The organism is Sedimentibacter sp. B4 (assembly GCF_000309315.1).
Taxonomy (GTDB): domain Bacteria; phylum Bacillota; class Clostridia; order Tissierellales; family Sedimentibacteraceae; genus Sedimentibacter; species Sedimentibacter saalensis.
Map to the genome: position 1 here is coordinate 12254 of NZ_CANG01000002.1, position 26095 is coordinate 38348.

At 37.8% G+C, this 26095-nt stretch carries 23 protein-coding genes; 6 read left to right on the forward strand and 17 right to left on the reverse strand.

The features are described 5' to 3' along the window. The first annotated feature begins 179 nt into the window (after positions 1-179). The 4 genes from BN358_RS00050 (at position 180) to BN358_RS00065 (ending at position 4788) form a co-directional block, all read left to right on the forward strand. Complete coding sequence (locus BN358_RS00050; RefSeq protein WP_019227282.1) at positions 180-2807, forward strand: phosphodiester glycosidase family protein; 2628 nt, start codon at positions 180-182, stop codon at positions 2805-2807. Between the two features lie 72 nt (positions 2808-2879). Continuing rightward, positions 2880-3299: a large-conductance mechanosensitive channel protein MscL gene (gene mscL / locus BN358_RS00055; RefSeq protein ID WP_019227283.1), complete on the forward strand. Its 420-nt coding sequence runs from the start codon at positions 2880-2882 to the stop codon at positions 3297-3299. A 104-nt stretch (positions 3300-3403) separates the two neighbouring features. Beyond that, the gene (locus BN358_RS00060; RefSeq protein WP_019227284.1) at positions 3404-3901 is read left to right on the forward strand and encodes an SEC-C metal-binding domain-containing protein; all 498 of its coding nucleotides are present in this window, start codon (positions 3404-3406) and stop codon (positions 3899-3901) included. Positions 3902-3921: 20 nt separating this feature from the next. Beyond that, a complete protein-coding gene (locus tag BN358_RS00065) occupies positions 3922-4788 on the forward strand; it encodes a DMT family transporter (protein WP_019227285.1) in 867 nt (288 codons plus the stop codon). A gap of 54 nt (positions 4789-4842) precedes the next feature. On the opposite strand, the gene BN358_RS00070 is transcribed toward BN358_RS00065, so the two are convergent. The 6 genes from BN358_RS00070 to BN358_RS00095 all read right to left on the reverse strand — a co-directional run bounded on the left by BN358_RS00070 (position 4843) and on the right by BN358_RS00095 (position 12703). Beyond that, positions 4843-5583, reverse strand: a complete 741-nt coding sequence (locus BN358_RS00070; protein WP_019227286.1) for a formate/nitrite transporter family protein — start codon at positions 5581-5583, stop codon at positions 4843-4845. A 163-nt stretch (positions 5584-5746) separates the two neighbouring features. Continuing rightward, complete coding sequence (locus BN358_RS00075) at positions 5747-7429, reverse strand: formate--tetrahydrofolate ligase (RefSeq protein WP_019227287.1); 1683 nt, start codon at positions 7427-7429, stop codon at positions 5747-5749. Positions 7430-7558: 129 nt separating this feature from the next. After that, positions 7559-8416 (reverse strand): 3-methyl-2-oxobutanoate hydroxymethyltransferase, encoded by an 858-nt coding sequence (gene panB / locus BN358_RS00080; RefSeq protein WP_019227288.1) that lies wholly within the window; start codon positions 8414-8416, stop codon positions 7559-7561. A 164-nt stretch (positions 8417-8580) separates the two neighbouring features. Continuing rightward, positions 8581-9840, reverse strand: a complete 1260-nt coding sequence (locus BN358_RS00085) for an NAD(P)/FAD-dependent oxidoreductase (protein WP_019227289.1) — start codon at positions 9838-9840, stop codon at positions 8581-8583. Next, positions 9812-10804 (reverse strand): hypothetical protein, encoded by a 993-nt coding sequence (locus BN358_RS00090; protein WP_157593200.1) that lies wholly within the window; start codon positions 10802-10804, stop codon positions 9812-9814. The genes BN358_RS00085 and BN358_RS00090 overlap by 29 nt, the downstream gene beginning before the upstream one ends. Before the next feature lie 54 nt (positions 10805-10858). Next, complete coding sequence (locus BN358_RS00095) at positions 10859-12703, reverse strand: S-layer homology domain-containing protein (protein ID WP_019227291.1); 1845 nt, start codon at positions 12701-12703, stop codon at positions 10859-10861. A gap of 201 nt (positions 12704-12904) precedes the next feature. On the opposite strand from BN358_RS00095, the gene aroF reads away from it, so the two are divergent. Then, positions 12905-13918, forward strand: a complete 1014-nt coding sequence (gene aroF, locus BN358_RS00100) for a 3-deoxy-7-phosphoheptulonate synthase (protein ID WP_019227292.1) — start codon at positions 12905-12907, stop codon at positions 13916-13918. An 18-nt stretch (positions 13919-13936) separates the two neighbouring features. After that, positions 13937-14185, forward strand: a complete 249-nt coding sequence (locus BN358_RS00105; RefSeq protein WP_198018329.1) for a chorismate mutase — start codon at positions 13937-13939, stop codon at positions 14183-14185. A 25-nt stretch (positions 14186-14210) separates the two neighbouring features. Here the strand turns inward: BN358_RS00105 and putP are convergent, their stop codons facing one another. The 11 genes from putP to BN358_RS00160 all read right to left on the reverse strand — a co-directional run bounded on the left by putP (position 14211) and on the right by BN358_RS00160 (position 25837). Continuing rightward, positions 14211-15773, reverse strand: coding sequence for a sodium/proline symporter PutP (gene putP / locus BN358_RS00110; protein WP_019227294.1), 1563 nt, complete (start codon positions 15771-15773; stop codon positions 14211-14213). 219 nt (positions 15774-15992) lie between these two features. Beyond that, positions 15993-17036, reverse strand: coding sequence for a nitronate monooxygenase family protein (locus tag BN358_RS00115; protein ID WP_019227295.1), 1044 nt, complete (start codon positions 17034-17036; stop codon positions 15993-15995). A 113-nt stretch (positions 17037-17149) separates the two neighbouring features. Next, positions 17150-17845 (reverse strand): V-type ATP synthase subunit D, encoded by a 696-nt coding sequence (locus BN358_RS00120; RefSeq protein ID WP_019227296.1) that lies wholly within the window; start codon positions 17843-17845, stop codon positions 17150-17152. A gap of 15 nt (positions 17846-17860) precedes the next feature. After that, positions 17861-19237, reverse strand: a complete 1377-nt coding sequence (locus BN358_RS00125; RefSeq protein WP_019227297.1) for a V-type ATP synthase subunit B — start codon at positions 19235-19237, stop codon at positions 17861-17863. 1 nt (position 19238) lies between these two features. Next, positions 19239-21011, reverse strand: coding sequence for a V-type ATP synthase subunit A (locus tag BN358_RS00130; protein WP_019227298.1), 1773 nt, complete (start codon positions 21009-21011; stop codon positions 19239-19241). Positions 21012-21052: 41 nt separating this feature from the next. Further along, positions 21053-21373 (reverse strand): V-type ATP synthase subunit F, encoded by a 321-nt coding sequence (locus tag BN358_RS00135; RefSeq protein WP_019227299.1) that lies wholly within the window; start codon positions 21371-21373, stop codon positions 21053-21055. Further along, positions 21366-22373 (reverse strand): V-type ATP synthase subunit C, encoded by a 1008-nt coding sequence (locus tag BN358_RS00140; RefSeq protein WP_019227300.1) that lies wholly within the window; start codon positions 22371-22373, stop codon positions 21366-21368. Before BN358_RS00140 ends, BN358_RS00135 begins: the two co-directional genes overlap by 8 nt. Positions 22374-22400: 27 nt before the next feature. After that, on the reverse strand, positions 22401-22982 hold the full coding sequence (locus BN358_RS00145; protein ID WP_019227301.1) for a V-type ATP synthase subunit E: 582 nt from the start codon (positions 22980-22982) through the stop codon (positions 22401-22403). A 35-nt stretch (positions 22983-23017) separates the two neighbouring features. Beyond that, positions 23018-23500: a V-type ATP synthase subunit K gene (locus BN358_RS00150; RefSeq protein WP_019227302.1), complete on the reverse strand. Its 483-nt coding sequence runs from the start codon at positions 23498-23500 to the stop codon at positions 23018-23020. Between the two features lie 17 nt (positions 23501-23517). Continuing rightward, positions 23518-25482 carry a V-type ATP synthase subunit I gene (locus BN358_RS00155; RefSeq protein ID WP_019227303.1) on the reverse strand — a complete coding sequence of 655 codons (1965 nt, stop codon included), beginning with the start codon at positions 25480-25482 and terminating at the stop codon, positions 23518-23520. Then, positions 25469-25837: a hypothetical protein gene (locus BN358_RS00160; protein WP_019227304.1), complete on the reverse strand. Its 369-nt coding sequence runs from the start codon at positions 25835-25837 to the stop codon at positions 25469-25471. The genes BN358_RS00155 and BN358_RS00160 overlap by 14 nt, the downstream gene beginning before the upstream one ends. Between the last annotated feature and the right edge of the window lie 258 nt (positions 25838-26095).

Sequence of the window (26095 nt, forward strand, 5' to 3'; positions counted from 1 at the left end):
TATTTCCCAGATGGATTTCATTTATTACATTTATTTCAAAATTGATCTTAGCAGAGCTTTTTAAAATACAGCAATGGAACTTTTTTATTCTCTATACGTCTTAAATATTATCTGCATTTCTATAAACTGCTAACACTTGGGGAAATTTAGGTGTTAAATTGTTATTTAAATGTGGTATAATGGAATATAAAATTGAAGGGAATGATACAATGATTATTAAAAAGATCGCGGCTGTTTCAGCAGCCATTGCTCTATTGATGGCATCTAACGCGTATGCCAGCAGTTTTTACACAGTATACGACTTAACAGAACAAACAAGGCTCTCCACGGGCATTACATATGAAAGTATAGAAAGGTACACTTCTCTGGGGTGGATGAACATCAATGTAATAAGAGCTGATTTGACAGATAAATACACAACTGTTGACCCTATAACTAATGCAAATGGAGTATCTAACAGGGCCTCCTTAAGCTCCATGATGAAATCATCAGGGGCTGTTGCAGCAGTAAACGGAGACTTCTTCTACATGGGAAGCCCTACATACACATATGGTCCTCTTATTTCTGACAGTAAAATAGTAACGTCACCTCTTCCTTACAGTTACGGTTATCCTACTGTATCAAGGTTGCTGAACGGTTCTGTTAACATATCCGTATGGAACCCCAAGATTACCCTTTACGGCTCAGACGGCTCAGTCTTTGATGTAACAGTAATGAACAAGACTTCATCTCTGGATTGGGCTCCTACAATTCTTACAACAGACTGGAATAAAACTTCACCAGGATACACAAACAAGGACATTGTTGAAGTTGTTGTAAAGGAAGGCACAGTTTCTGAAGTGAGAAAGAACCAGCCTTCAACATTGATTCCAGCAGACGGATATATAATAGCAAGTTCTAATCAAACTGCAATGGAACAAATGCTAAAATCATTCCAGCCGGGCAATCCTGTGTCTCTTGACATAGAGCTTGACTTCAGCCCAGAAAATGTAGAATGGGCTTTCGGAGCCCTCAATTACCTGGTAAAGGACGGACAGTTCAATGTAGCAAGTAATGAAGCTCTTGGAACAAATCCAAGAACTGCCATTGGATTTAACAAAGACAACACAGAAATGATAATGGTTACAATTGACGGAAGAAACAAAAATTACGTTGGAGTAAAACAAACAGAACTAGCCCAGATAATGATAGACCTTGGTGCATACACTGCAGTCAACATGGACGGGGGCGGATCAACAACAATGGGAGTTGATTTCCTTAAAAACTCCAATGTAACAGTGGTAAACATTCCTTCTGACGGAAGAGAAAGAAATATTGCTTCCGGTGTTGGAGTTTTCAATAATTCTCCTGACAGCGACAAAGCGAGCAAAATTGAAATAACAGCAGATAAGGCAGTTTTTAACAACACTGAAGCCGCACTTGAACTTAAGTTTTACAATGAATACTTTACGCCTGTGGATGTAAAAGCAAATGAAGTGGATTACACTATAAAACCTTCAAATTCAGGCAAGGTAGTTAACAACATATTTTACCCCAGCAAGTCAGGAAATGTAACAATAACTGCAACAGTAGGAGATGCATCAGGAAGCATTGATATTGAAGTGCTTGATAGTCCTGTAGCATTGGAGTTTGATGCAGAAACTCTGGTTATGTCCCATGGAGACACTTACAACCTTGGCAATGCTCTGGGAATCGACAAAGATGGAAAAACAGCATACATTCCTTCAAAATACCTTTCATATTCATACAGGAACAAGGTTGGAAAAGTAACTGACGGAATTTTCACTGCAGGAGAAACAAGCAACACCGGTGCCATCACTGCAACGTTCGGTAATGCAGTGAAGAACATAATAGTAAAGGTTGGATATAGGTTCCAGACCCTTAACAGATTTGAAAATTTGGATGGTTTGAAGCTTAACTTGTATCCCGAAGGTTCTGATGGCAAAATCTCCATCACTGATGAAATTGTAAAAGAAGGCTCAAATGCATTGAAGCTTGATTATGACTTTACGAAAATGACTGATCAAAGCATTGCATTCATAGAATTCGGAGACAACGGCCAAGGAATTAAACTTGAAGACAAGCCAAAGGCCATTGGAATGTGGGTTTACGGTGATGGCAAGAATCACTGGTTAAGAACAAGAATAACAGATGCCTACGGTAATGAAATTAAGATAACTTTTGAAGATGAAGTGAACTTTACAGGCTGGAAGTGGGTTGAAGCCTTCATTCCTCAGGGAACAGCATATCCTGTCACATTAAAAAATATTTATCTGGCAGAAATCAATGAAACAAGAAAAGATTCCGGAACCATTTACATTGACAACCTGAGAATAATGTATGAGCCTAAGGACAAAGCTTTAGGACTCAGAGAAGAAACACAGTTTATTGATTCAATAAAGATTTCTTCAATAAAAAACTTCACTGAAAAGCTTTTAATAACTCCTGAAAAAACTGAATTATCAGGCTCAAAGTCAGGAAGCATCATATACTTTGACGGCATTGTTTCAAATGGAACCATGAGTGCCAACAACACCACAATGTGGAACAACATAAAAAGCTTTGAAAACTACCAGGACAAAGTGCTTGTTCTTTCTCTGAACAGCAGTCTTGACAAAATAAACGATCAGCGTGAAGTCGAGGTTTTAAAAGCAATTCTTGAGAAGTCGTCTAAAAACAATCAGGTGTTTGTTGTTTTCAAGGGAGCAGAAGAAAATACTGTAATAGAAAACAATGTGAGATATATCACTTATGATGACACCTTTGAACTTGGCATAACTGATGGAGGAACCTCATATAAAAATTGACATACTAACCAATAAAGTGTTATTATTGTAAATAATCGATATTACAATATTGATAAATGTCTAGGAGGAACCATGTGGAAAGAATTTAAAAAGTTTGCATTCAAAGGAAATGTTTTGGATATGGCAGTGGGTGTTATAATGGGTGGAGCCTTCGGCAAAATAGTTACCTCAGTAGTAAACGACCTCATAATGCCTGTACTTGGATATTTAATGGCAGGCATGGATTTCAAGACCATGAAGTACGTCATGAGCCCTGCGGTCATGGATGGAGAAACCGTAGTAAAGGCTGAAGCTGCTATACTTTACGGCAATTTCATACAAAATGTTGTAGATTTTTTAATAGTGGCTGCATCAATTTTCCTGTTTGTGAAGCTGATAAACAAATCAAAGGACAAATTGATAAAGCAGGAAGCTCCTGCACCTGCAGCACCTAAAGGACCTACTCAAGAAGAGATTTTAATGGAAATCAGAGACTTGCTAAAAGAAAAATAAATTCAAGAGCCTTCGGGCTCTTTTTTATTAATTAAATCAATTTTCCTTGAAATTTATTTTTTTTCTGTTAGAATTAGATAGTAAAATAACCCTTGGAGGAAATTATGAGTTTATATACAGAATGGACAGAAACATTAAAAGGAATAACAACACAAGAAGAATATCAGGCTTTTTTTAATGAATATATGACAAAAGAAACTGAATGCTACAAAAATATTCTTCAGACAAAAAATCCTGTGCTGGAAGGTACAATTAAGGAACTGGCAGAAAAAAACAACATGACTGCTATGGAATTTATAGGATTTTTAGACGGCGGAAACACAAGTTTGAAAGAAACATTGGAACTTGAAAATCTGGAAGAAGACACTCAGATAAAAGCCGAATTCGATTTTGAAAAACTTCTCTGGAACATGCATGATTCAAAAGCAGAATGGCTTTACGGCATGGAAGAATGGAACAACATTTTTGATGAAGAAAAAAGAAAACAAATCAAAAAAGATTACAACCGTTCACAAATAGTTGTAAAAGGTGACAAAGTAGGAAGAAATGATCCATGCCCATGCGGATCAGGAAAAAAATACAAAAAATGCTGCGGTAAATAGCCGTAGCAAGGGGGAATATTATGAATAAGACAAAGGGTCTGATCTTTGCTATTTTGGCAGCTTTTATTTATGGTTTCACCCCTGTTCTTGGAAAATTGACTTATCTGGAAGGAAGTAATTCTATGTCTTTGACATTTTACAGAAACTTCCTTTCAATACCTCTTCTTTTTGCAATACTTAAATATAATAAGGTTCCGGTTTTGGCTGACAAAAGTGAACTAAAAAAACTTGCAATATTAGGATCAATGGGTTCAACCCTTACAGCTCTCACGCTTTACGCTTCATACAACTACATATCTGTAGGCATGAGCACCACAATTCATTACATATATCCGGTGCTTGTAACTGTTGCCTGTGTATTTATTTTCAAGGAAAAAATAAATAAGGAAACAATAATCGCACTTGTTCTTTCAACAGTGGGAATTTTAATGTTTTTGGAAGGAAACTTCAGCCTCAAGGGTATATCCCTGGCGTTGTTGTCAGGAGTTGTTTATGCTGCTCATCTGTTGTTCATTGATAAAAGCGGACTGAACAAGATGTATCCTTTTAAAATAACATTTTATGCTGCTATATTTTCATCGGTTTATTTGTTTGTATTTGGAATGATAAGCGGCACGTTGGTTTTCAAAATGACTGCAACAGGATGGTTTTTCACATTCCTGGTGGCATTTTTCGTTTCATTCCTTGCAAACACATTCATTCCAATAGCTGTAAAAAATGTTGGTCCAACAGTTACATCAATTTTAGGGATGTTTGAACCAATTACAAGTATTTTGCTTGGAATAATCTTTTTAGGAGAACCTTCCACTTTGAGAAATGTTGCTGCCTGCATTTTAATTTTGGCCGGTGTACTAATTGTAACTGTTTCGAAGGACAAGAACAAATAGAATTAAATAGTAAAAAAGCATTAAGCTTTATTTTAGCTTAATGCTTTTTTATTATTATTTATAGTAGCATTTATAATAAAGAGCAGGAACCATTATGCCTCCGCCTATGAAATTACCAATGGTTGCTGCTATTATATTCTTTAAAACTAATGTAGCTGTCACAGAAGAATTAAACAGCATCCCCATGGGTAGAAAAAACATGTTTGCCACAGAATGCTCATAACCGCATAGAACAAAAAGCATTACAGGAAACCAGCATCCAAGAAGTTTTCCTGCAGTATCCCTTGCCGTCAGTGAAAACCACACACCAAGGGACACAAGAATGTTGCACAATATTCCTCTCATGACCACCTGCAAAAATGAAAGTGACACCTTTGCATTTGCAACCTGAGCAATTGTTTCTGCAAGAATGGGTTTAGCATATGCTCCACCTAAGTACAGTATTGCCACTGCCAGGAGAGCACCTGCGAAGTTTCCAATCCACACCTGCACAAGGGTTTTTATAAAATCTTTTAAACTGATTGATTTATTCAAAAATCCAAATGTCATGAGACAATTTCCTGTGAAAAGTTCCCCTCCCACCAATACAATAAGCATGAGTCCCACAGGGAAGACTGCTGCTCTTAAAAACAAGCTTTCATATGCAACAATGAAACCATGCCCTCCCAATGCAATATAAAATCCAGCTGCAACACTTAAAAGCATTCGTTTTCCTGGAGTATACGAGGCTTTTACTGTTGATGAATTTATTAGAGCATCTGAAGTTTCCTTTGGCGATAAACAAACATTGCTCACCTAACCACCCCTTTGTATTGAATATAATATTCCAAAAATATTTCAAAATATGAGGCCCTTAAAAAGTATTACTGTCATCATGAGGCAGCGAAGGATCTTGTTTATTGAAAAACATTAGATTCTTCGGCTGCGCTTCAAAATGACACTGAACAAATGCTGCTGCTTAGAACAGCCCTTTTATTTTTCCATCAACATCAACATCTATATTTTCTGCAGCAGGCACCTTTGGAAGCCCAGGCATTTTCATAATGTCTCCTGTAAGAGCCACTAAAAATCCTGCTCCTGCTGATATGGTAATGTCTCTGATAGTAATTTTAAATCCTGTTGGTCTTCCAAGAACTTTAGGATCATCTGTAAGAGAGTACTGGTTCTTAGCCATGCATATTGGCAGATTTCCAAAACCAAGCTTTTCAAAGTTGGCAATTTCCTTGCTTGCCTTTGGAGAAAATTCAACCCCTTCTGCACCGTACAACTTTGTTGCAATAGCTTTTATTTTATCTTTTATTGGAATATCCAGTTCATATGCAAATTCAACGCAGCTTTCTTTTTCTGAAAGCCTTAAAACTTCTTCTGCAAGTTCCCTTCCACCTTGACTTCCCTTGCCCCACACTTCAGACAAGGCAACATTTACTCCAAGCTCCCTGCACCTGTCCTTTATGAGATTCAGTTCAGCCTCAGTATCTGTAGGGAATTTGTTTATGGCAACAACTGCAGGAAGTTTAAACACCTGAGTTATGTTTTCGACATGCTTTAATAAGTTTGGAAGTCCTTTTTCAAGAGCTTCAAGGTTTTCGGCTCCAAGGTCTGCCTTGGCAACTCCACCGTTGTACTTAAGTGCTTTTACTGTTGCAACTATTACTACAGCACTTGGTCTTAAGCCTGTTGTCCTGCATTTTATGTCTATGAACTTTTCAGCTCCCAGGTCTGCGCCAAATCCTGCTTCAGTAACAGTGTATTCAGCAATCTTGCTTGCCATCCTTGTTGCAATAACTGAATTACAGCCATGAGCAATGTTTGCAAATGGTCCTCCGTGTATGAATGCAGGAGTTCCTTCCAATGTTTGTACAAGATTTGGTTTAAGGGCATCCTTAAGCAAAGCAGCCATTGCTCCATGAGCCTTCAGTTGACCAGCAGTTACAGGTTCTCCCTTTCTGTTGTATGCTACTATTATATGTGATAATTTTTCCTTTAATTCAATTATGTCATTTGACAGACAGAATACAGCCATTACCTCTGAAGCAACTGTTATGTCGAAGCCGTCTTCCCTTGTTACTCCCTCTGTCTTTCCTCCAAGGCCGTCAACTATGTGTCTCAGCTGTCTGTCATTCATGTCAACAGCTCTTCTCCACACAATTCTTCTTGTGTCTATGTCAAGCTCGTTGCCCTGGTGTATGTGATTGTCAATCATGGCTGCCAGAAGATTGTTAGCAGCTCCTATGGCATGAAAATCTCCTGTAAAGTGAAGATTTATGTCTTCCATGGGAACAACCTGTGCGTATCCTCCTCCAGCTGCACCGCCCTTTACTCCAAATACAGGTCCAAGGGATGGTTCTCGAAGAGCGATTATTGTTTTTTTACCAAGGCTTGAAAGGGAATCTCCAAGTCCGATGGTTGTGGTTGTCTTGCCTTCCCCTGCCGGAGTAGGGTTGATTGCTGTCACGAGTATGAGTTTAGCTTCATCGTTATCTTTTAATTCGTTCTGCAGATATCTGTAATCAATTTTAGCCTTATATTTACCATAATTTTCAACATATTGGTCCGGTATTTCTATTTTGTCCGCAATGTTGTTGATAACTTCCATTTTCGCCTGTTGTGCAATTTCAATGTCGCTTAAAAATTCTGCCATAAAGACCTCCTGATTTAAAGTTACTGTTAAATTTCGACTATCTCATGATGATACCGGGATATGTTATCCCACTAACATTATATATTTTTTTTGCTTTAATGCAAAATAATATTTCATTATTACCGTTTTTTAACTTTCTTTGAATTCTTCAAATAATCTTTCAAAATCCTCAATGCTGTCCTTGATGTGGTAGACATGCTTTTCTTCAGGAAAATTTCCGCATCTCACATCATTGGCATATTCCTTGAACGCATTTGTCACAACTTCAGCGAGATTGGCATATTTTTTTGCAAACTTAGGTGTGAAATTCTGAAACATTCCAAGAAGATCACCTAATACAAGAACCTGTCCATCACATGGAATTCCGGCTCCTATTCCGTAAACAGGAATAGTAAGTTTTTTTGAAATAAATTCAGTGAGTTCCGGTGGCACACCTTCAAGCAAAATGGCTAATGCTCCTGCTTCCTGAATTGCCAGAGCATCTTTAATCAATGATCTCGCGCTGTCCACATAAAGACCCTGGGCCTTGAACCCGCCAAGCTGCCCTGCGCTTTGAGGTGTTAATCCTATGTGCCCGAACACCACTATTCCGGCATCAGAAATTGCTTTCACTTTACTTGCAACCCTTGTTCCGCCTTCAAGCTTTATGGCGTCGCAGTTTGCTTCCTTCAAAAACCTGCATGCGTTATATACTGCATCTCCATCTGATATGTGATATGATCCGAAAGGCATGTCTCCAATGATGAATGTGTTTGGTGCACCCCTTCTGACAGCCTTTGAATGAATTATACAGTCTTCCATTGTTACAGGAACCGTGCCGTCATAACCGTATACAATCATGCCCAGGGAATCACCCACAAGTATCATGTCCATCCCTGCCTGCTCAGCAAAAGATGCCATGGGGTAGTCATAAGCAGTAACCCATACCGCTTTTTCGCCGCTCTGTTTCATTTTATGCAAATCCAATATGCTTTTTTTCTTTGCCACTAGTAACCTCCTGCATCTTTTATTATTATTTTATTAGTCATGGTAAATTAATTTCTGAAATTTGTGTTTACGTTTACCCAATTATATTATAATGTTCGCAGAATGTCAACAGCGCCGTAATTTGTGAAAATTCTGGCACTGTTGATATTGCAGCATTACAGCAATCACCCTTTATTTTTTTTTATACTTTCTGCAGAAAGATGCCCGGTTGAAAAAGCTGCCTGTATGTTGAATCCTCCAGTGTCTCCATCATAATCAATTACTTCTCCGGCAAAGTAAAGACCGGGAACAATTTTTGACTCCATTGTTTTTTGATTGATTTCAGATGTTTTCACACCACCCCTTGTGGCCATAGCAATGTTGTAGTCTCCAAGTCTTTCCACTGTGAGGCTGTGTTCACAAAGCATCTCCATAAGCTTCTTTCTTTTATTTTTGTCAAGTTCACTGCACATTTTGTCTTCTTGTATTCCTGTAATCTCCATTATCTTATCAGTGAAGCGCTTTGGCATGTCAAGAGATTTGAGCACAGTCTTCACATTGTACTTGCCTGAGCTGAAAATCATATTTTCAAAATCAGTTTTAAATTCTTCAGCATTTGGAAAAGAAGTGAAATTGATTTTAAGTACATCTCCCTTTTCCATATATCTTGAATTGTTGAGTATAACAGGTCCTGAAATGTTCACGTGAGTGAAAAGCATGTCTCCTGAAAATTCCTTAATTTTTTTGTTGTTTCTACAAAGACTTATTTTGATGCTTTCAAAGGATATTCCGGACAACTCTCTGAAGGGGTAATTTTCCACATACACCGGTGCAAGGCATGGTTTTGGCTGTTCTATTGTGTGCCCCAGTGACTTTGCAAATTCATATCCGTCACCGGAAGACCCGGTATTAGGGTACGATTTTCCACCAACAGCAATTATGATATTTGTTCCTGCATGGGTGGTCTTTATTGTTTTCACCAGAAACATGTCTTTATCTTCATCCCTGCTCACTTTTTCTACTGACTCATCATATAAAATTTTCACATTGTTTTTTCTGCACTTTTCAATTAATGCTTCAACTATATCTGATGATTTAAATGATGCAGGAAAAACTTTGCCGTCTTCTCTAACAATGGTCTCAACTCCTGATTTCTCGAAAAACTCCACTGCATGTTTGTTTGTAAAGCTGAAAAGGGCAGTCCTTAAAAACCTGCCCCTTTCGCCGTATCTCATTAAAAATTCACTCATTTCACAGCTGTTTGTGAAGTTGCACTGGCCTGCCCCTGACAAAAGAATTTTCCTGCCTGCAGCGCTGTTTTTATCAATGAGCAGCACACTTTTGTCCTTGATGGTACAAGCAGCAAAAAGGCCTGCTGCACCTGCTCCTATTACAATAACATCATATTTCATATTATCACACTGTTTTTCCTTCTGAATTATCACTTTGGGCATCCAAAGAATCTTGTGATTCTATGGTGTCCATATTTTCATTTGGACCTGTTTCATCAATGCTTTTTATGCTGTAAGCTTCCTTCATTTCTTCAATATTAATTGTTGCCGAAACATTATATTCTATTCCCTGATCCTTGTATATTCCTTCAAATATAATGTCACCATCATCAACACGGAATGATGTATATTTGTTCTTGCTGTCAAGCTTAAGCTCCTGGTCTAATGACAGACCAAAGTCATAAAGAGAGAAAACATTGTTTTCAGGATTTTGAATCAGCACTGTTAAAGTGTCAGGAAAAAGATACATTTCACCCTTTGATTTGAATTCTCCTGCAACCATGCTGTTTTGCACATCAATTATTTTTTTATCGCCGCTTCCGGAATCAATTACTATGAACTTATCCTGTAAAAGCCACTGCCACTTTCCTGACCTTTCAAAACTTGCACCTTCTATTATTGAAGGCTTGTCTTCACCTATAGTCCACGTGAACACCTGGCTGAATTTTTCTCCGTAGCCTGTTGTAAGAAACAATATTTTGCTGTCTGTGGACAGAATTATTTCAATTTTTCTGTATGAATCATCAAGTGATGATATGCTGTCGTTCAAGTAAGATATGATGCTGTTCTTGTCTGTTCCTTCTGATTTAAAATCAGGTAAGTCATCACTTACCACTATGTCGAGTCTTGATTCAACTTCTTGAAGCTGTGAGATTATAGCTTCATTGTTTTTAGCAAGATTTAAATAATCCTTCTCCAATTTTTCAAGTTCCAATTTTGTGCTGTCAAGTTCAGTCTTTAAGCTTTCATTTTCCTTCTTCATTTCCTCCGCACTGAGTTTTCCCGTATATTCAGAAGGCTTCACTCCTGTTTCCTCCGATGCCGGCAGTCTGGTGCAGCCCGATTGAAGTGACACAAAAGTTAAAGCTAACATCAAAATCATTGTAGTTTTTTTCATATAATCATCTCCTTGTCTTGAAGTAAAAAAGCATCTGTTCCCAGATGCTTCCATTTACTGTATCATTATGCTTGCTGCCACATATTCTCCGCTCTGGGAAATAGCAGTGCTCAATATGTTTTCGCCTTCTTCCAGATCCTTAAAGTATTTTGTAGATCCTGTTGTGTCAAATATCTTTGTATTGTTTGTGACAGTAAGGTAAATTAGCTCCTTTTGACCGTTGTCCTTAATATTTTGCATCATAATAATTTTATCGTCTGTATTGATGTAGATTACTTTTCCTGAGAAGCTCTTTGCAGTCTGCAGCTGAGCTGCCTCTATTGTAACAATTTCATTGCCTGAAGTATTGACACTGACATTGTAGCCGACCCTAAGGTCATAAATGGTTGCATTGCTGCTACCTATGGTAATTATAACATTGTTGCTCACAGCATATTGTGTTGTTTCACCGTCTTCATCGGCAATTTTAATTTTGTTGTCATCACCTATTATAATTTCCTTAATTGTTCCGCTCATTTCAGCTTCTTTTGCAATTGTGTTGATAGCAATCATTTCATCATATTCTGTTGTTATAGTAACTTCATCTCCAACTCTTACCTGATCGAAGTTTGAATCATCGTCGTTCCTTGTTACATCCACATCGCTGTTGAACGTAAATGACTTAATAACGCCTTCTTTAGTCTTCATTTTAACCACTATAGGATAATTGTAGTCAATGGCAGTTATGGTTCCGCTGTATTTCTTGATTCTGCTTATGGAATTAATTTGATAAACCTTATCATCATCTATGTACAATGTAACTTCATCATTTTTATCAAGTTCCTTAAGTGCTATTTCCTTGCCGTCAAGATATACTTTAACATCCGTAGGCATATCATATGTAATTTTATCGTCGTCTTCATCAATTATGGTAATTTTTGCAGGAGCCACGTATGCAACGTAATAAATAATGCCTCTTACCACGTCTGTTGAACTGTCTGCTTCCAGCTTCACTGCAATTCTTTCGCTGTTTATTTTACACTTTACAAGCATGTCCTCTTTAAGATCATCAATATCTTTAGCTTTTCCGTTCAAGTATATGTCTGTATCTTTATTTATTTTAACAATGCTTTCAACTTCATTGTCGTCCTTAACATAAATGTATGATTCCGCAGAACCTTCTGAAACTTCGGTTATTATGCCGCTCAATGATGTTGTGGGTTCATAATCATCAAAGTCCGGGTACACGTCATTTTCATCTATATATTTGTAGGCCTTGTCCAGCAAAGTTGCGATTTCAGCCCTTGTAATTTTATTTGATGGATTTATATTTTTATTTGAGTCTCCTTCAAATATGTCCTTGTCATACATAACATATACGTATGGTCTTGCGGATGTGGATATTTTAGCTGCATCAGCAAAAGGAAGAGTGTAAACCTTTAAACTCTGAGCTTCATCCCCAAGCATCATCGCCTTTGTAAGAAGCACTGCTATTTCTTCTCTTGTTGCTTGCTGGAATATTGTTTTCTTTGCAAACATGTCTTCAATTCCGTTTTCAGAAACAACTCCAAGTTCGATTATAACCGATAAATATTCAAAAGACCATTCATTATACAATGTGTTTGTCATTGTCTTAAGTGAAGGCTCATATTCTTCAACTATCTTTTCTTTCAAATCATCGTCTATGTCATAAAGTCTGGATATCATCACCAAGGCCTCCAACACTGTGACATTGTTGTCCGGTTTGAACGTTCCGTTATCATATCCGGATACAATCCCCTTTGCTGCCACCCTCTCTATGTAGCTTTTAGCCCAGTGAGTTGATATATCAGTAAATGCAGCGGCATTTGCAGTCATTGTAAACAGCAGAGAAATTACCACAGTCAACAATAATATTTTATTAAGTATTTTACTTTTCATAATACCTCCTAGCCATCCATATTTGAGTAGATTATATCACAAAAGCATAGTGTCTGCAATTTAATTTATTGTTTTACACGGAATTATGACAATTTACGGCATTTTGTCCATAAGAACAAAAAAGAATAGATATGAAAAATATATTGACTTTCTGTAATAATATGATAGATTTTAATCATGAAATACATTTCGGGAGTTAGTATGTTATTAATCTTAAACAAGAATGCAGATGAATCCGAAGTTCATATAATAAAAGAAAAAATATTGAAAATGGGCTTTGAGTTAAACGAAATAAATGAACCCAACTACCACATATTAAGCATTATAGGCGATACAAGCAAAATAGATCCGGGCGTTTACGAGGCCTATGAATACATAGATAAGGTTGTATTTGTTCAGGAGCCTTACAAAAAAGCAAACAGGCTTTTCCATCCCCATGACACCCACATAAAAGTGGGAAAGGAAACAATAGGCGGGAACAAACTGTCCATAATGGCAGGGCCATGCTCTGTTGAAAGCAGAGAACAAATATTATCAATTGCCAAATCAGTCAAAAAAGCCGGAGCTGGGTTTTTAAGGGGCGGAGCCTTTAAGCCCCGAACATCCCCTTACAGCTTTCAGGGTCTTAAGGATGAGGGGTTGGAGCTTTTGAAGTATGCAAGACAACAAACAGGTCTTCCAATTGTTACAGAAATAATGTCAACAGAATATATTGACGAATATGTTGAGAATGTTGACATAATACAGGTTGGGGCCAGAAACATGCAGAACTTTGAGCTTCTAAAGCAGCTTGGGAAGACCAGAAAACCCATATTGTTAAAAAGAGGCCTTTCTTCCACTGTCGAAGAGCTTTTAATGTCCGCAGAATATATTTTGCTGGGAGGCAACGACAACGTGATTTTATGTGAGAGAGGCATAAGGACATTTGAAAACTACACGAGAAACACACTTGATTTAAGTGCAATTCCGGCAATTAAAAAACTGAGCCATCTTCCTGTAATAGTTGACCCCAGCCATTCCACGGGAATGTGGTGGATGGTAGAGCCCATGGCCATGGCTGCTGTGGCTGCAGGAGCCGACGGACTTATAATTGAAGTTCACAACGATCCTGAAAATGCACTGTGTGATGGAAATCAATCCATAAAGCCGGAAAAATTTACACTTCTCATGGAAAAATTAAAACTCATTGCCCAGGCAGTTGGGAGAGAAATATAAGTTGAAGGGAAAATGACAATGGAAAAATATAGAAAAGAAATAAACTCAATCGATGATGAACTGGTGAAACTCCTGGAAAGAAGGTTTAATGTGGTTCTTAAAATAGGACATTACAAAAAAGAACATGATCTTCCCGTATATGATGAAGCAAGAGAAAAAGTTGTTATTGAAAACTGTGTGAGCAAATTAGAAAACAAAAATTATTCACGCCACATTGAAGACGTGTACCATCAAATAATGGACACCTGCAAGAATTTGGAGAAATAAAGAAAAGGGCTTTCGCCCTTTATTTTTATTCCTGTGCCATTTTCTTAACCTTTTCAAATTCATCTTTTATTTCAGCTGAAGGTTCGGCTGTCATTTTTGATACTGCATAAATGAAAATGCATGAAACTATAAATGCAGGAAGCAGCTCATATACTCCAAAGAATCCTCCCATGGGCTTTAAAATTAGCTTCCAGACAAATACTGCAGTTCCTCCTGACAACATGCCTGCAATTGCACCTTCCCTGGTTGTTCGTTTCCAGAAAAGCGATAATATTGTTATTGGGCCGAATGTAGCTCCAAATCCTGCCCATGCAAATGATACAATTGTAAAAATAACACTGTTCTCATCAAGGGCAATGATTATTCCTAAAACAGAAATCACTACAAGAATTATTCTTGACATGTTCATAACCTGTTTATCTGTTGCATCTTTTTTGATGAGATGCTGATAAATGTTTTTTGAAAATGCAGAAGCTGCTATTAAAAGATATGAATCAGATGAACTGATTGTGGCTGCCAGTATTCCTGCCATTACAAACCCTGCAAGCACAGAAGGAAGCAGATTTGATGTAAGCACTATAAAAATGCTTTCGGAAGCGCTGTAAGTTGTAAGCTGTGCAGGGAACAAAGATCTTCCTATTATTCCTAGGGCAACAGCTGCTCCAAGGGAAATTATAACCCATACAGTGGCAATTCTTCTTGACTGAGTAAGTTCCTTTGGATCTCTTATAGCCATAAATCTCAGAAGAACCTGTGGCATTCCAAAGTAACCAAGACCCCATGCCATAGTGGATAAAATTGTGTACCATCCATATTTACCCGCCTCATTAAACTGAGGTACTCCATTTAATATTTCTTGTGTTCCGTCAACTACCTTAGGTGAGGCAATGCCGAAAAACTCGAAAAACCCTGGAATTGATTTTGCATTTGATGCAACAACCGCCAATCCTCCGGCTGCCGATACTCCCACAAACAATATTGTAATGAGCGCAAAAATCATAACGAAGGCCTGCATGGTGTCAGATGCTGTCTCAGCCAGAAAACCTCCCACAAATGTGTAAAACAATACAAACATTGCACCTGCAATCATCATGTACTGGTATTTAAACCCAAACAGACTATTAAACAATTTTCCTACTGTGACAAAACAGCTTGAAGCATAAACCGTAAAGAATACAAGAATGAATATTGCTGAAATGGTCATGATAATTTTATTTTTTTCTTTAAAACGGTTGCTAAAAAAATCTGGAAGTGTTATGGAATCGCCTGCAACAACTGAATAATTATGAAGTCTTTTAGCTACAAAAAGCCAGTTCAAATATGTTCCTGCAGCAAGTCCTATAGCTGTCCATGCAGCATCGCTTAAGCCATACCAATATGCAACCCCGGGAAGACCCATCAAAAGCCATCCGCTCATGTCGGATGCTTCGGCACTCATGGCTGTTACAAGAGGGCCCAGTGACCTTCCGCCCAAAAAATAATTCTCGCTGCTTTCATTGGCTCTCCTTGCAAAATACAGTCCTATTCCGATTACAACGGCCATGTAGATTATCATTGAAATAAAAATTTGAAATGTGTCTCCTTTCATAAAAAACCTCCTTTTAGTAGTTATTTAATTATATTACCACTTTTTTATTATATTAATCACATCAGTAAATTTTAACAATGTTATAAATATAAGTATAAATGCATTTTTAAATAGTGTCAAGTGTAAATAATGGTTGTGTTATTTGAAATAATGGTCGTGATATTTGAGATACAAAAAAAGGCAGATGATCATCTGCCTTTTTGTTCATAGGATAAATAATTAATTTATCAGCTTGTCTATTACTTCTTTTACTGTTGTCATCTTGTCAATGCTGTCAAGATTCGCTCCTGAAAAAATCAATCCATCTTTACCGTTTACTGCATCAATTAAGCCTCTTGATATGCAGTAGGGAATTTCTCTAGGATTGCATTCTGATATGCAGCCATAGCACTTGTTAACAATACATCCGTTTTCCATGGAATTTGTAAGGAAATGAGTCTGTATTGCTCTTGCAGGCATACCAACAGGACTTTTGATTATCATTACATCTTCTTTTTGTGCATTTATATATGCATGCTTGAAGTTATCGTGAGCATCGCATTCAACCGTGGGAACAAAAATGCTTGCAAGCTGAAAGCCATCTGCTCCTGCATCTGCCAGCTCCATTATATCTTCCTTTGTTCTAAGTCCACCTGCAGCTATAACAGGTATTTTAACTCCATATTGTTCTTCATAGGAAGCAATAAGTTCTTTAACCTCGATTACAATTTCCTTCAAGGACTTGTAAGTTCCTTCAATCATTTCTTCCATCTTAAATCCAAGGTGACCTCCGGCCAATGGTCCCTCCACCACAACAGCATCAGGTAATCTGTCATGTTTGAGCCAGCTTCTGATGATTATTTTTGTAGCCTTTGCAGAAGATACTATGGGCGCAATTTTTGTTGCCGAGTCCTTTACCAGCTTTGGCAGAGCAATTGGAAGACCTGCTCCTGACACTATAAGATCTATTTTTTCCTCGACAGCCTTTTTAACGTAAAGTTCATAGTTGTTCATGGCTGCCATAAAATTCATGGCTATGATTCCTTTTGTTTTTTCTCTTGCTTTTTTTATTTCTTTAGCAATTGCTCTTAAATTTGCTTCCACAGGATTTGTTTCGAAATCAGACTCCCTGAAACCTATTTGTACGCCTGATATTGTTCCGATGCCTCCCTGATTGGCAACGGCTGCTGCAAGGTTGGAAAGCGAAACGCCTATGCCCATGCCTCCCTGCACTATAGGGATTCTTGCTGTCAAATTTCCTATTTTCAATTCTTTTAATTCCATATATTCTCCATTGTTTTAAATATCTAGTTATTTGATACTCAAAGTATATATGTAAAGACACAGATTGTCAAGAAAAAATAAAACGGTGCCGCATTTGCGACACCACATTTCATTTAAAATTGTGAACTGTACTCTTCCAGTGCAGCCTGTGTTTTTTCTTGTTTTTCTTCTATGGCTGCCTTGACCATCAGGTCCTTGACCTTCATGAGCCTTGTCTGATTTCCTCTTTCATTTTCATCAAGCTTCATTTGAATGTACTTGATTGTTTCCTGGAACTGTGGAATCATAACATATTCAAGAGCATTAACTCTTCTTCTTGTTTTTTCTATTTCAGCCGCAAGAAGTTGAACTTCTTTTTCAACAGCAGCCAGACGAAGCATTTCAGGAAATACTCCCGACAAATTTTCAATGGCATTGTCTAGCTCTGCTGAAGTGTTGGCAAAACCGTAAGGATAAATGTTAGAAGTGTCATCTGTTGTTGTTGTAAAATCAAAAACCGGCACATCAACGCTCATTACATTTTTTCTGCCTACTTCTATGGAAACTCCCTGCTTTGGATACATCAACGCTTCATTCAATACTTCTGAAGACATGACGGCGCTGGCTATTACGAAATTTGAATAGATGCTTCCGATTTGGGCTTCCACTTGCTCTCTTAACCTTTTATTTTCTCTGGCAAGCTCCAAAAACTGCTTCATAAGCTCATCACGTTTATCTTTCAGCATCTTGTGACCCTTAACAGCCACCTTTAATCGCTTTTTCAAAGAGGTTAACACCATTCTGGTCGGATTTACATTTAACCTTGCCATGCGTTTCCCCCCTCATTATTCATTTTTTGGATAGTATTTTTCGATATACGCGTCTCTTATACGTTTCAATTCACTCTTAGGAAGAAGTGTCAAAAGATTCCATCCTATTTCCAAGGTTTCTTCAATTGTTCTGTTTGTTTCATATCCCTGTGACACATATTTCTTTTCAAATTCATCAGCAAATTTTGCATAGAACTTATCTGTATCGGAAAGAGCTGCTTCACCCAGTATTGCCATGAGCTCTTTAGCTTCCTTACCTCTTGCATAAGCTGCAAAAAGCTGGTTCAGTACGTCTGAGTGGTCTTCTCTTGTTTTTCCTTTGCCTATACCTTTGTCTTTCAAACGTGAAAGTGAAGGAAGAACGTCTATAGGAGGCTTGATATTCTTTCTGTACAATTCACGGGAAAGAATTATCTGTCCTTCTGTAATGTATCCTGTAAGGTCAGGGATAGGGTGAGTTTTATCGTCTTCAGGCATCGTGAGTATAGGAATCATGGTAATAGATCCTTCTGTATCTCTTTTTCTTCCTGCTCTTTCATAAAGTGAAGCCAAGTCAGTGTAAAGATAACCTGGATATCCACGTCTTCCCGGAACTTCCTTGCGGGCTGCGGATACTTCACGGAGAGCTTCCGCGTAGTTTGTTATGTCTGTAAGGATTACCAGGACGTGCATTCCTTTTTCAAATGCCAGAAACTCAGCAGCAGTCAAAGCCATACGAGGAGTTGAAATACGTTCGATGGCAGGGTCATCTGCAAGGTTCATGAACAATACTGTTCTGTCAATTGCACCTGTTTTCCTGAAGTCAGTAATGAAGAAGTCTGCTTCTTCATAAGTGATACCAATTGCTGCAAATACAACGGCAAAGTTTGATTCAGTTCCGAGAACTCTAGACTGACGTGCAATTTGTGCTGCAAGGTCAGCGTGAGGCAGACCTGAGCCTGAGAATATAGGCAGCTTCTGACCTCTAACAAGTGTGTTAAGACCGTCTATTGCAGATACTCCTGTTTGTATGAACTCATCAGGATAGTCACGTGCTGAAGGGTTCATTGGCAGACCGCTTATATCCATTCTTTTTTCAGGAATTATTTCAGGGCCGTTGTCTATAGGTCTTCCAAGACCGTCAAATACACGGCCAAGCATGTCGTATGACACGGCAAGTTCCATTCCTCTTCCCAGAAACTTAACTTTGCTTTCTGCCAGGTTTATTCCTGCAGAGCTTTCAAACAGCTGTACCAAAGCATTGCTTCCGTTAATTTCAAGAACTCTGCAGCTTCTTGTTTCTCCGTTTGGAAGTTCAATTACTCCCAACTCGTCATATGCTACATTTTCAACATTTTTAACAAGCATCAGAGGACCTGCAACCTCAGATATAGTCTTATATTCTCTAATCATCCTACTCAACCTCCCTGCTTGCTACAAGAGCTGACATTTCAGTTTCAATTTGTTTTCTGATGTCTTCATAAACTCCTGCTATATCTTTTTCTTCTGTATATTTAAATCTTCCAATTCTTTCTCTTACAGCAAGGTCTGACAATGCTTTAAAATCTGCCCCGTCCTTGAGTGCTGCCAAGCCGTCTTCGTAATATTTCAAAATTAATGTCAAAAGCTTATATTGTTTTTCAAGTGAAGTATATGTGTCAACTTCATGGAAAGCATTCTGATGCAAATAGTCTTCTCTTATGGAACGGGTAGCTTCAAGCTTGAGCCTGTCATCAACTGAAAGTGAATCAACGCCGACCAACTGAACTATTTCGTTCAATTCTGCTTCTTCCTGCAAAAGCTTCATTGTTTCTGCACGAAGTTCTGACCAGTTTCTTGCCACATTTTCATCAAACCACTTGTTAAGTCTGTCAACATACAAGGAGTAGCTATTCAGCCAGTTGATTGCCGGGAAGTGACGCTTGTAAGCAAGCTGAGCATCAAGAGCCCAGAATACTTTTACTATACGAAGCGTTGCCTGTGAAACAGGTTCTGAAATATCTCCTCCTGGAGGTGATACGGCTCCTATTGCAGACAACGTTCCTTCTCTTCCTTCTGAACCAAGGCTTATAACTCTTCCTGCTCTTTCATAGAACTGAGCAAGACGTGATGCAAGGTAAGCCGGATATCCTTCTTCACCAGGCATTTCTTCAAGACGGCCTGACATTTCACGAAGAGCTTCCGCCCAACGGGATGTTGAGTCTGCCATCAATGCTACTGAATAACCCATGTCTCTGAAATATTCTGCTATTGTAATACCTGTGTAGATGCTTGCTTCACGGGCAGCAACAGGCATATCTGATGTGTTTGCTATTAAGACTGTACGCTTCATAAGAGATTCGCCTGTTCTTGGGTCCTTTAATTCAGGGAACTCCATAAGAACGTCTGTCATCTCATTTCCACGTTCGCCGCAGCCTATATAAACAACTATTTCCGCATCTGCCCATTTAGCAAGCTGATGCTGAACAACTGTCTTTCCGCTTCCAAAAGGTCCCGGAACAGCTGCAACCCCACCCTTTGATATAGGGAACATTGTGTCTATAACTCTTTGTCCTGTAACCAGCGGTCTTTCCGGAACAAGTTTTTCCTTGTATGGACGACCCTTTCTTACAGGCCATTTTTGCATCATTGTAAGATTTACTTTTTCTCCGTTGTCTTTTTTAACAACATACACTGTTTCTTCAACAGTGAAACTTCCTGATTTTATTTCTTCAATTGTTCCGCTGACTCCATAAGGAACCATTATCTTCTGCTGAACTACTATTGTTTCTTGAACAGTACCTACGATATCACCGGCCTGAACCTTGTCACCAACCTTTGCTACAGGAACAAATTCCCACTTCTTTTCTCTATTAAGAGAAGGAACCTGAACTCCTCTTGCTATGTTAGGTCCTGCAATTTTTCTTATTTCTTCCAATGGACGCTGAATACCGTCATAAATTGTTTCAATAAGACCAGGTCCCAATTCTACTGACAACTGTGCACCTGTAGTTACCACAGGAGCTCCTGGAGCTAATCCTGCTGTTTCTTCATATACCTGTATAGATGCTTTGTCGCCGCGCATCTCTATAATTTCACCAATCAATCCCTGTTCACTTACACGTACAACGTCGAACATGTCTGCTTCTTTCATTCCTTCTGCAATGACAAGCGGACCGGATATTTTTACTACTCTACCTTGGCTCATTAAATAAATCACCTGCTTTCAATTTTATATACATTTGTTTATTAGTCATTGTTGAACAATATGTCGGCACCGACTGCTTTTTCAACTGCCTTTTTGATATTCTGAATTCCTATTCCCTCAGTTCCATGCATTCCAGGAATAGGTATTATTGCCGGCAGGCGTTTTTCATTGTATTCGTAAACAGTATCCTTGATTTCAGCATAGAAATTTTCCGTAATATAAATTATGGCATAATCTTCCTTTGCTATCTCACGAAGAGTGTGTCTTGCATCATCTTTCGTTATGCAGTCAAAGACATCAAGTCCAACTGCCTTAAAACCCAGAATACTTTGTTTATCTCCTATAACACCTATCTTATACATAAGTCTCTCTCAACCTCTCTCTGATAAGTTCCGGCGAGATACCTGCAAGTTTGCCTGCCATTATAATTCTTGCAATTTTAATCTCGTTGTCCTTTGCTATTAGGTAGCCTGCAAGAGGCTCTATTCCAAAAGGAATATATTTAGCACCCTTAACATGCTCGATGATTTTGTTGTCCAGAAGTTTTTCAAGCTTTGTAAACATTCCTGTGTTTACCAGTGATTCTGTACCTTCAAGGAACAATTCCCTGAAGCCGTATGCCGAAAGCTGCTCTGCAAACTTTTCAAAAGGCTCATCATAGTTTTTGATAAACACCTGTTCATGAATTTTTCCGCCATTTAAGAAAACCTTCGTGAAAAAGTCCCATGACTTGTTCATTCTTTTAAGTCTTACATATGTTTTCAAATTGATTGCATCTATTTGCATTTTGACATAATCAATTATAAAATTGCTGTTTGTGTTTCTTGCTGAACTGAGCATTTCATCATAACAATATTTGTCCAGGACAAAATCTATTACCTGAGGATCGTTTGTTTTAGGAAATGTCTCGATTATTTCCTTTAAAGCTTTGCTCATATTTTCTGTTAGGCCTGAAAAATCTCTTTCTTTTACAGAATATTTCAAAACTTTCAGGTCAATGGATCCGGTATCAACAAGATTCTCTGAAGCATCTATTCCTAAGTATTCCGCCTTCATGATTACCTTTAAATTGTGATAATCGTATGGATACAAGAACATGTTGAAGAAATCCAGCTCAGGAGCTACAGAAGTTATGAAGTCATATGTCTTCTTATGTTCAAATGATAAGAGCTTTTCATAGTCATTAGGTTCGACTGCTTCGCCGGAATTGCCGTAATTCAGATCATCCAGCACCCTTAAGGCATCTTCATTTGTTTTTGCATCAATCATTTTTTCTGCTCTTTCACGAGTAAGCATGTTTTTTTCAACACTTCGAACACGTGCAGTAGAAAACAAATAATCTGTATCTTTAATCTTTGCCAAAGCCATTCCTCCTTTCAGGCAGGAAAATTATCTAAAAAGCGCATTTGCAACTTCGTTTGTAAGTTCATCCCTCATGGAGTCCAATATGGTTTCAAAGGTGCTGTTGATTTCAATTGATCCGTTGTTAAGCACAAATCCTCCGCTTGATTCAATTGTTTTATCGCTTAATACAATCTTTTCTGCTTTTAATTTTTCATTGACTGCTTTAACTAATTTTTCGCCGATTTTGTTCTTGTCACTCTCATTCAATATTATTGTTCCCTTGCAATTTGGAATCTTTACAACTTCATCTGTAAGGAAACTCAAATACTCGTCTTCTGGCATTGTTTTAAGCTTTTCAAGTGCTGAATTGAAGCTTTTCTTAATGACTTCCTGCTTTGCGGAAAGCATCATTTTTCTTCCTTGAAGCTCTGCAGCAGATACTTTTCTGCTTTTCAAGCCTTCAGCTTCCTTTTCAGACTTTTCTGCAGCTGCTTTTATAATTGCTTCAGCTTCTAATTTAGCTTTATCTATTATTTCTTGCTTAGTTTTCTCAGCATTTGCTATGGAAATCTCAGCAATGTTTCTTGCATCGCTTAAAATATTCGTAGTTATATTTTCAATGCTCATCTTTTCACATCCTTATTTAAATTTTAGTACTTTTATTAAATAGCAATTCCGTTTATCATAAGGAAAGAAATAAGAAGTGCCAATACTGCATATGTTTCAACCATTGCAGCGTAAACCATAGCTTTTGCTATTTCTTCTGGTCTCTTGCCAATAAGCATAATACCAGATGCTGCAACCTTGCCCTGATGAATTGCTGAAATTATACCTACAACACCTATTGGAAGAGCTGCTGCAAGGAATAATCCTCCCTGAACTGCAGAAAGTTCTGCCATGCTTCCGCCTAATAAACCAATTTTATTAAGGATGATAAATGCAACCAAAAGTCCATATATACCCTGAGTACCAGGCAATGCCTGCAAAATCAATGTAGAACCAAATTTTTTAGGATCTTCCGCAACAACTCCAGCTGCTGCCTGACCTGCTATACCAACACCTATTGCACTTCCTATACCTGCCAATGCAGCCACAGAAGCTCCTAAAATTGCTAAAAAGTTACCACTAACTAAAATATTGTTCATTTAAATTTCCTCCTTGATTATTCTGTTATATTTAGTTTTTTCGTAAACGGCTTGAATGGCTCTCCGCCGCCTTCATAAAATTTACCGAAGAATTCAACATACTGCAGTCTCGCAGCATGTACGAAAGCTCCAAGAGCATTTATTGCAAAATTGAATGTGTGTCCTATAATCATAACCACCACAAACAACAATATGCCAAAAACGTTTCTGCCTCCCATAGAGCCCAATATGCTCATAACGGAAGATACAACCCCTGTAGCCAATCCTAAGGCTAAGAGTCTTGAATATGATAGAACATCACTTAAATAACTTGTTATGTTGTACAGGCTGAGTACACCGCTTATGAGTTTACCCGCAATATTCTTTTTTGCTCTTCCTTGAGTAAGAACTAAACCTAAAGCGAATATTATGGACATCCATTTGCCTATCTGCCCTGAACCCGGAATCACTGTATTTCCGAATAAAAGCAATATCAATCCTATTATAAGTCCATACCAGAAACCTATGTCAAACAAGGCATCCAGAGGATTTCCGTCTCTAATGAGAATGTGTGCCTTAACTGCCATACCGGTGAACAAGTGGATAATTCCAAAAACAAATGATACTATTAAAAGTGTCATAGGTTCTTCCATGGGATTCAACCACAAAGGTTTCACAGTAAAATCAGAATTGAACAACAGTTTCGCTGCAGCAGGTATGGCATCACCGAACCAGCTTCCAAACATCACTCCCCAGAATGCAGTTGATATTCCACAGTAGAAGAACACTCTCATAAGCTTTTGAATTGATCCTTCGAGTTTGAACTTCTTAAGCACCATGTAAGTTGCTGCGGCCATAATTAAACCATAGCCCACATCCGCAAGCATCAGCCCAAAAAATAAGCAATAGAACGGAGCCATGTATGGTGTAGGATCTATGTTGCTTGATGAAGGTAGACTATAAAGCTCTGTAATTGCTTCAAAAGGCTGTGTGAAAGAATTGTTTTGCATAGCTATAGGAGTTTGTTCTCCTTCTTCAGGTTCATATATTTCAAACCAGCACTGATGTTTGTTGAGTACATTCTCAATCTGTTCCTTGCTTACCTCAGGTATCCATCCTTCAATATAGAAAGTTGAATCTGTGTTAAGCAAGTTCCCAAGTATCTTATTTTTGTCTCTTTCAATTACCAGATAATCATAAAACAGTTGAATTTGTTCCTTGTATGGAACATAATCTGTAATATTTTTTTCAACTTTTGATTTGTTTTCAGAAATTTCTTTCAAATTGTTTTCATACTGCACAATATTTTGGGCTGCAGTACCCTTTAAATCTTTGAAAGCCACTGTGTTGAAACCATATTGCTTTAAAATCTCATAAACATCATCTTTTTCTTTTATGAGGCATATAATTGAAAAATAATGTTGATCCTTATCGCTTCCAACAAGATTTGCAATACATCTGTCTGTTTTTTCCCGAAGATCAGACTTAAGCTTTTCTACATCAACTATATTTGGAACAACACCGGTAAAGATGCTTGTATACTTTGTTTCGGTTAATTCCAAAGGGATCTCGTAACTTGCCCAAGGCTTTAAACTGAGTATGGCTGTCTCAATTTTATTTTCCTCTGAACTGAGCTCATTGAAGCTCTTGTTCATCTCCAGCACTTTTGCTACGTTTTCCTCAGTCTTGCTTAAATCACTGATGGCATTTTCAAAATCTTTTGATGATATTGATTTTCTTGTAAAGAACATTGGTTTTTTGCTTTTGTCATACTTTTCCAGACTGTTTAAAACTTCGCTTATTTTAGATATTTTTGCATCACAGTCCAGCACTTCAACTTCATTTCCATCTTTTTTAACATAGGAAATCCACTCCGGGTCGGTCAATTTTGAATCCTGGGCGCTTATTTCGACCACTCCTAAATCCATGAGTTCCTTTATTAATGAAGATTTAATGCTGCTTAAGCCTATGGTGCTTATTTTCTTCATCTTAACTATTGCCACTGGCCTTCACTATCCTTTCCAGTATAATTGATGCTGCATTATCCATGTTTTTTTCTGCGCTTTTTAAAATGTCATCACATTTTTTTGCAGCGTCGCTGATTATGCTGTCATAAAGAAGCTGTCCCTGGGATTCTGCTGCTTTTAGCACATCAGTTCTTTTTGATTCAGCATTTTCTCTCGCTTCATCAACAATTTGTAGAGCTTGCGCATTAGCATTGGTAATAATTTGTTTTGCTTGCTGAGCGGCTTCTCGTTTTGTGACTTCAGCCTTTTCCTCTGCCTCCTTTATTACCTTGATTATTTCAATAGACACTATACCACCACCTCTGTCAAATATTTTTATAAAATCAAACATTTTCCTATTTCATTAATAATAAAATATAAAAAAATGTTTGTCAATAAATTTGGAATAATATAACATGCTTCCATAAAATATTCCGTTTAAATTTGCTTTGAAGCATTTTGATTGTTATTAAAGTGACAAGCTGCGATTGTAAATTTTTCCCCATTTTTGAATAAAAAAATCTTATTTTGCTTAGGTTTTTAAATTCGAAAAATGTAAGAAACCGTAAAATTCAACTGTTACCTTTAACAGTATATTTAATTTAACTAT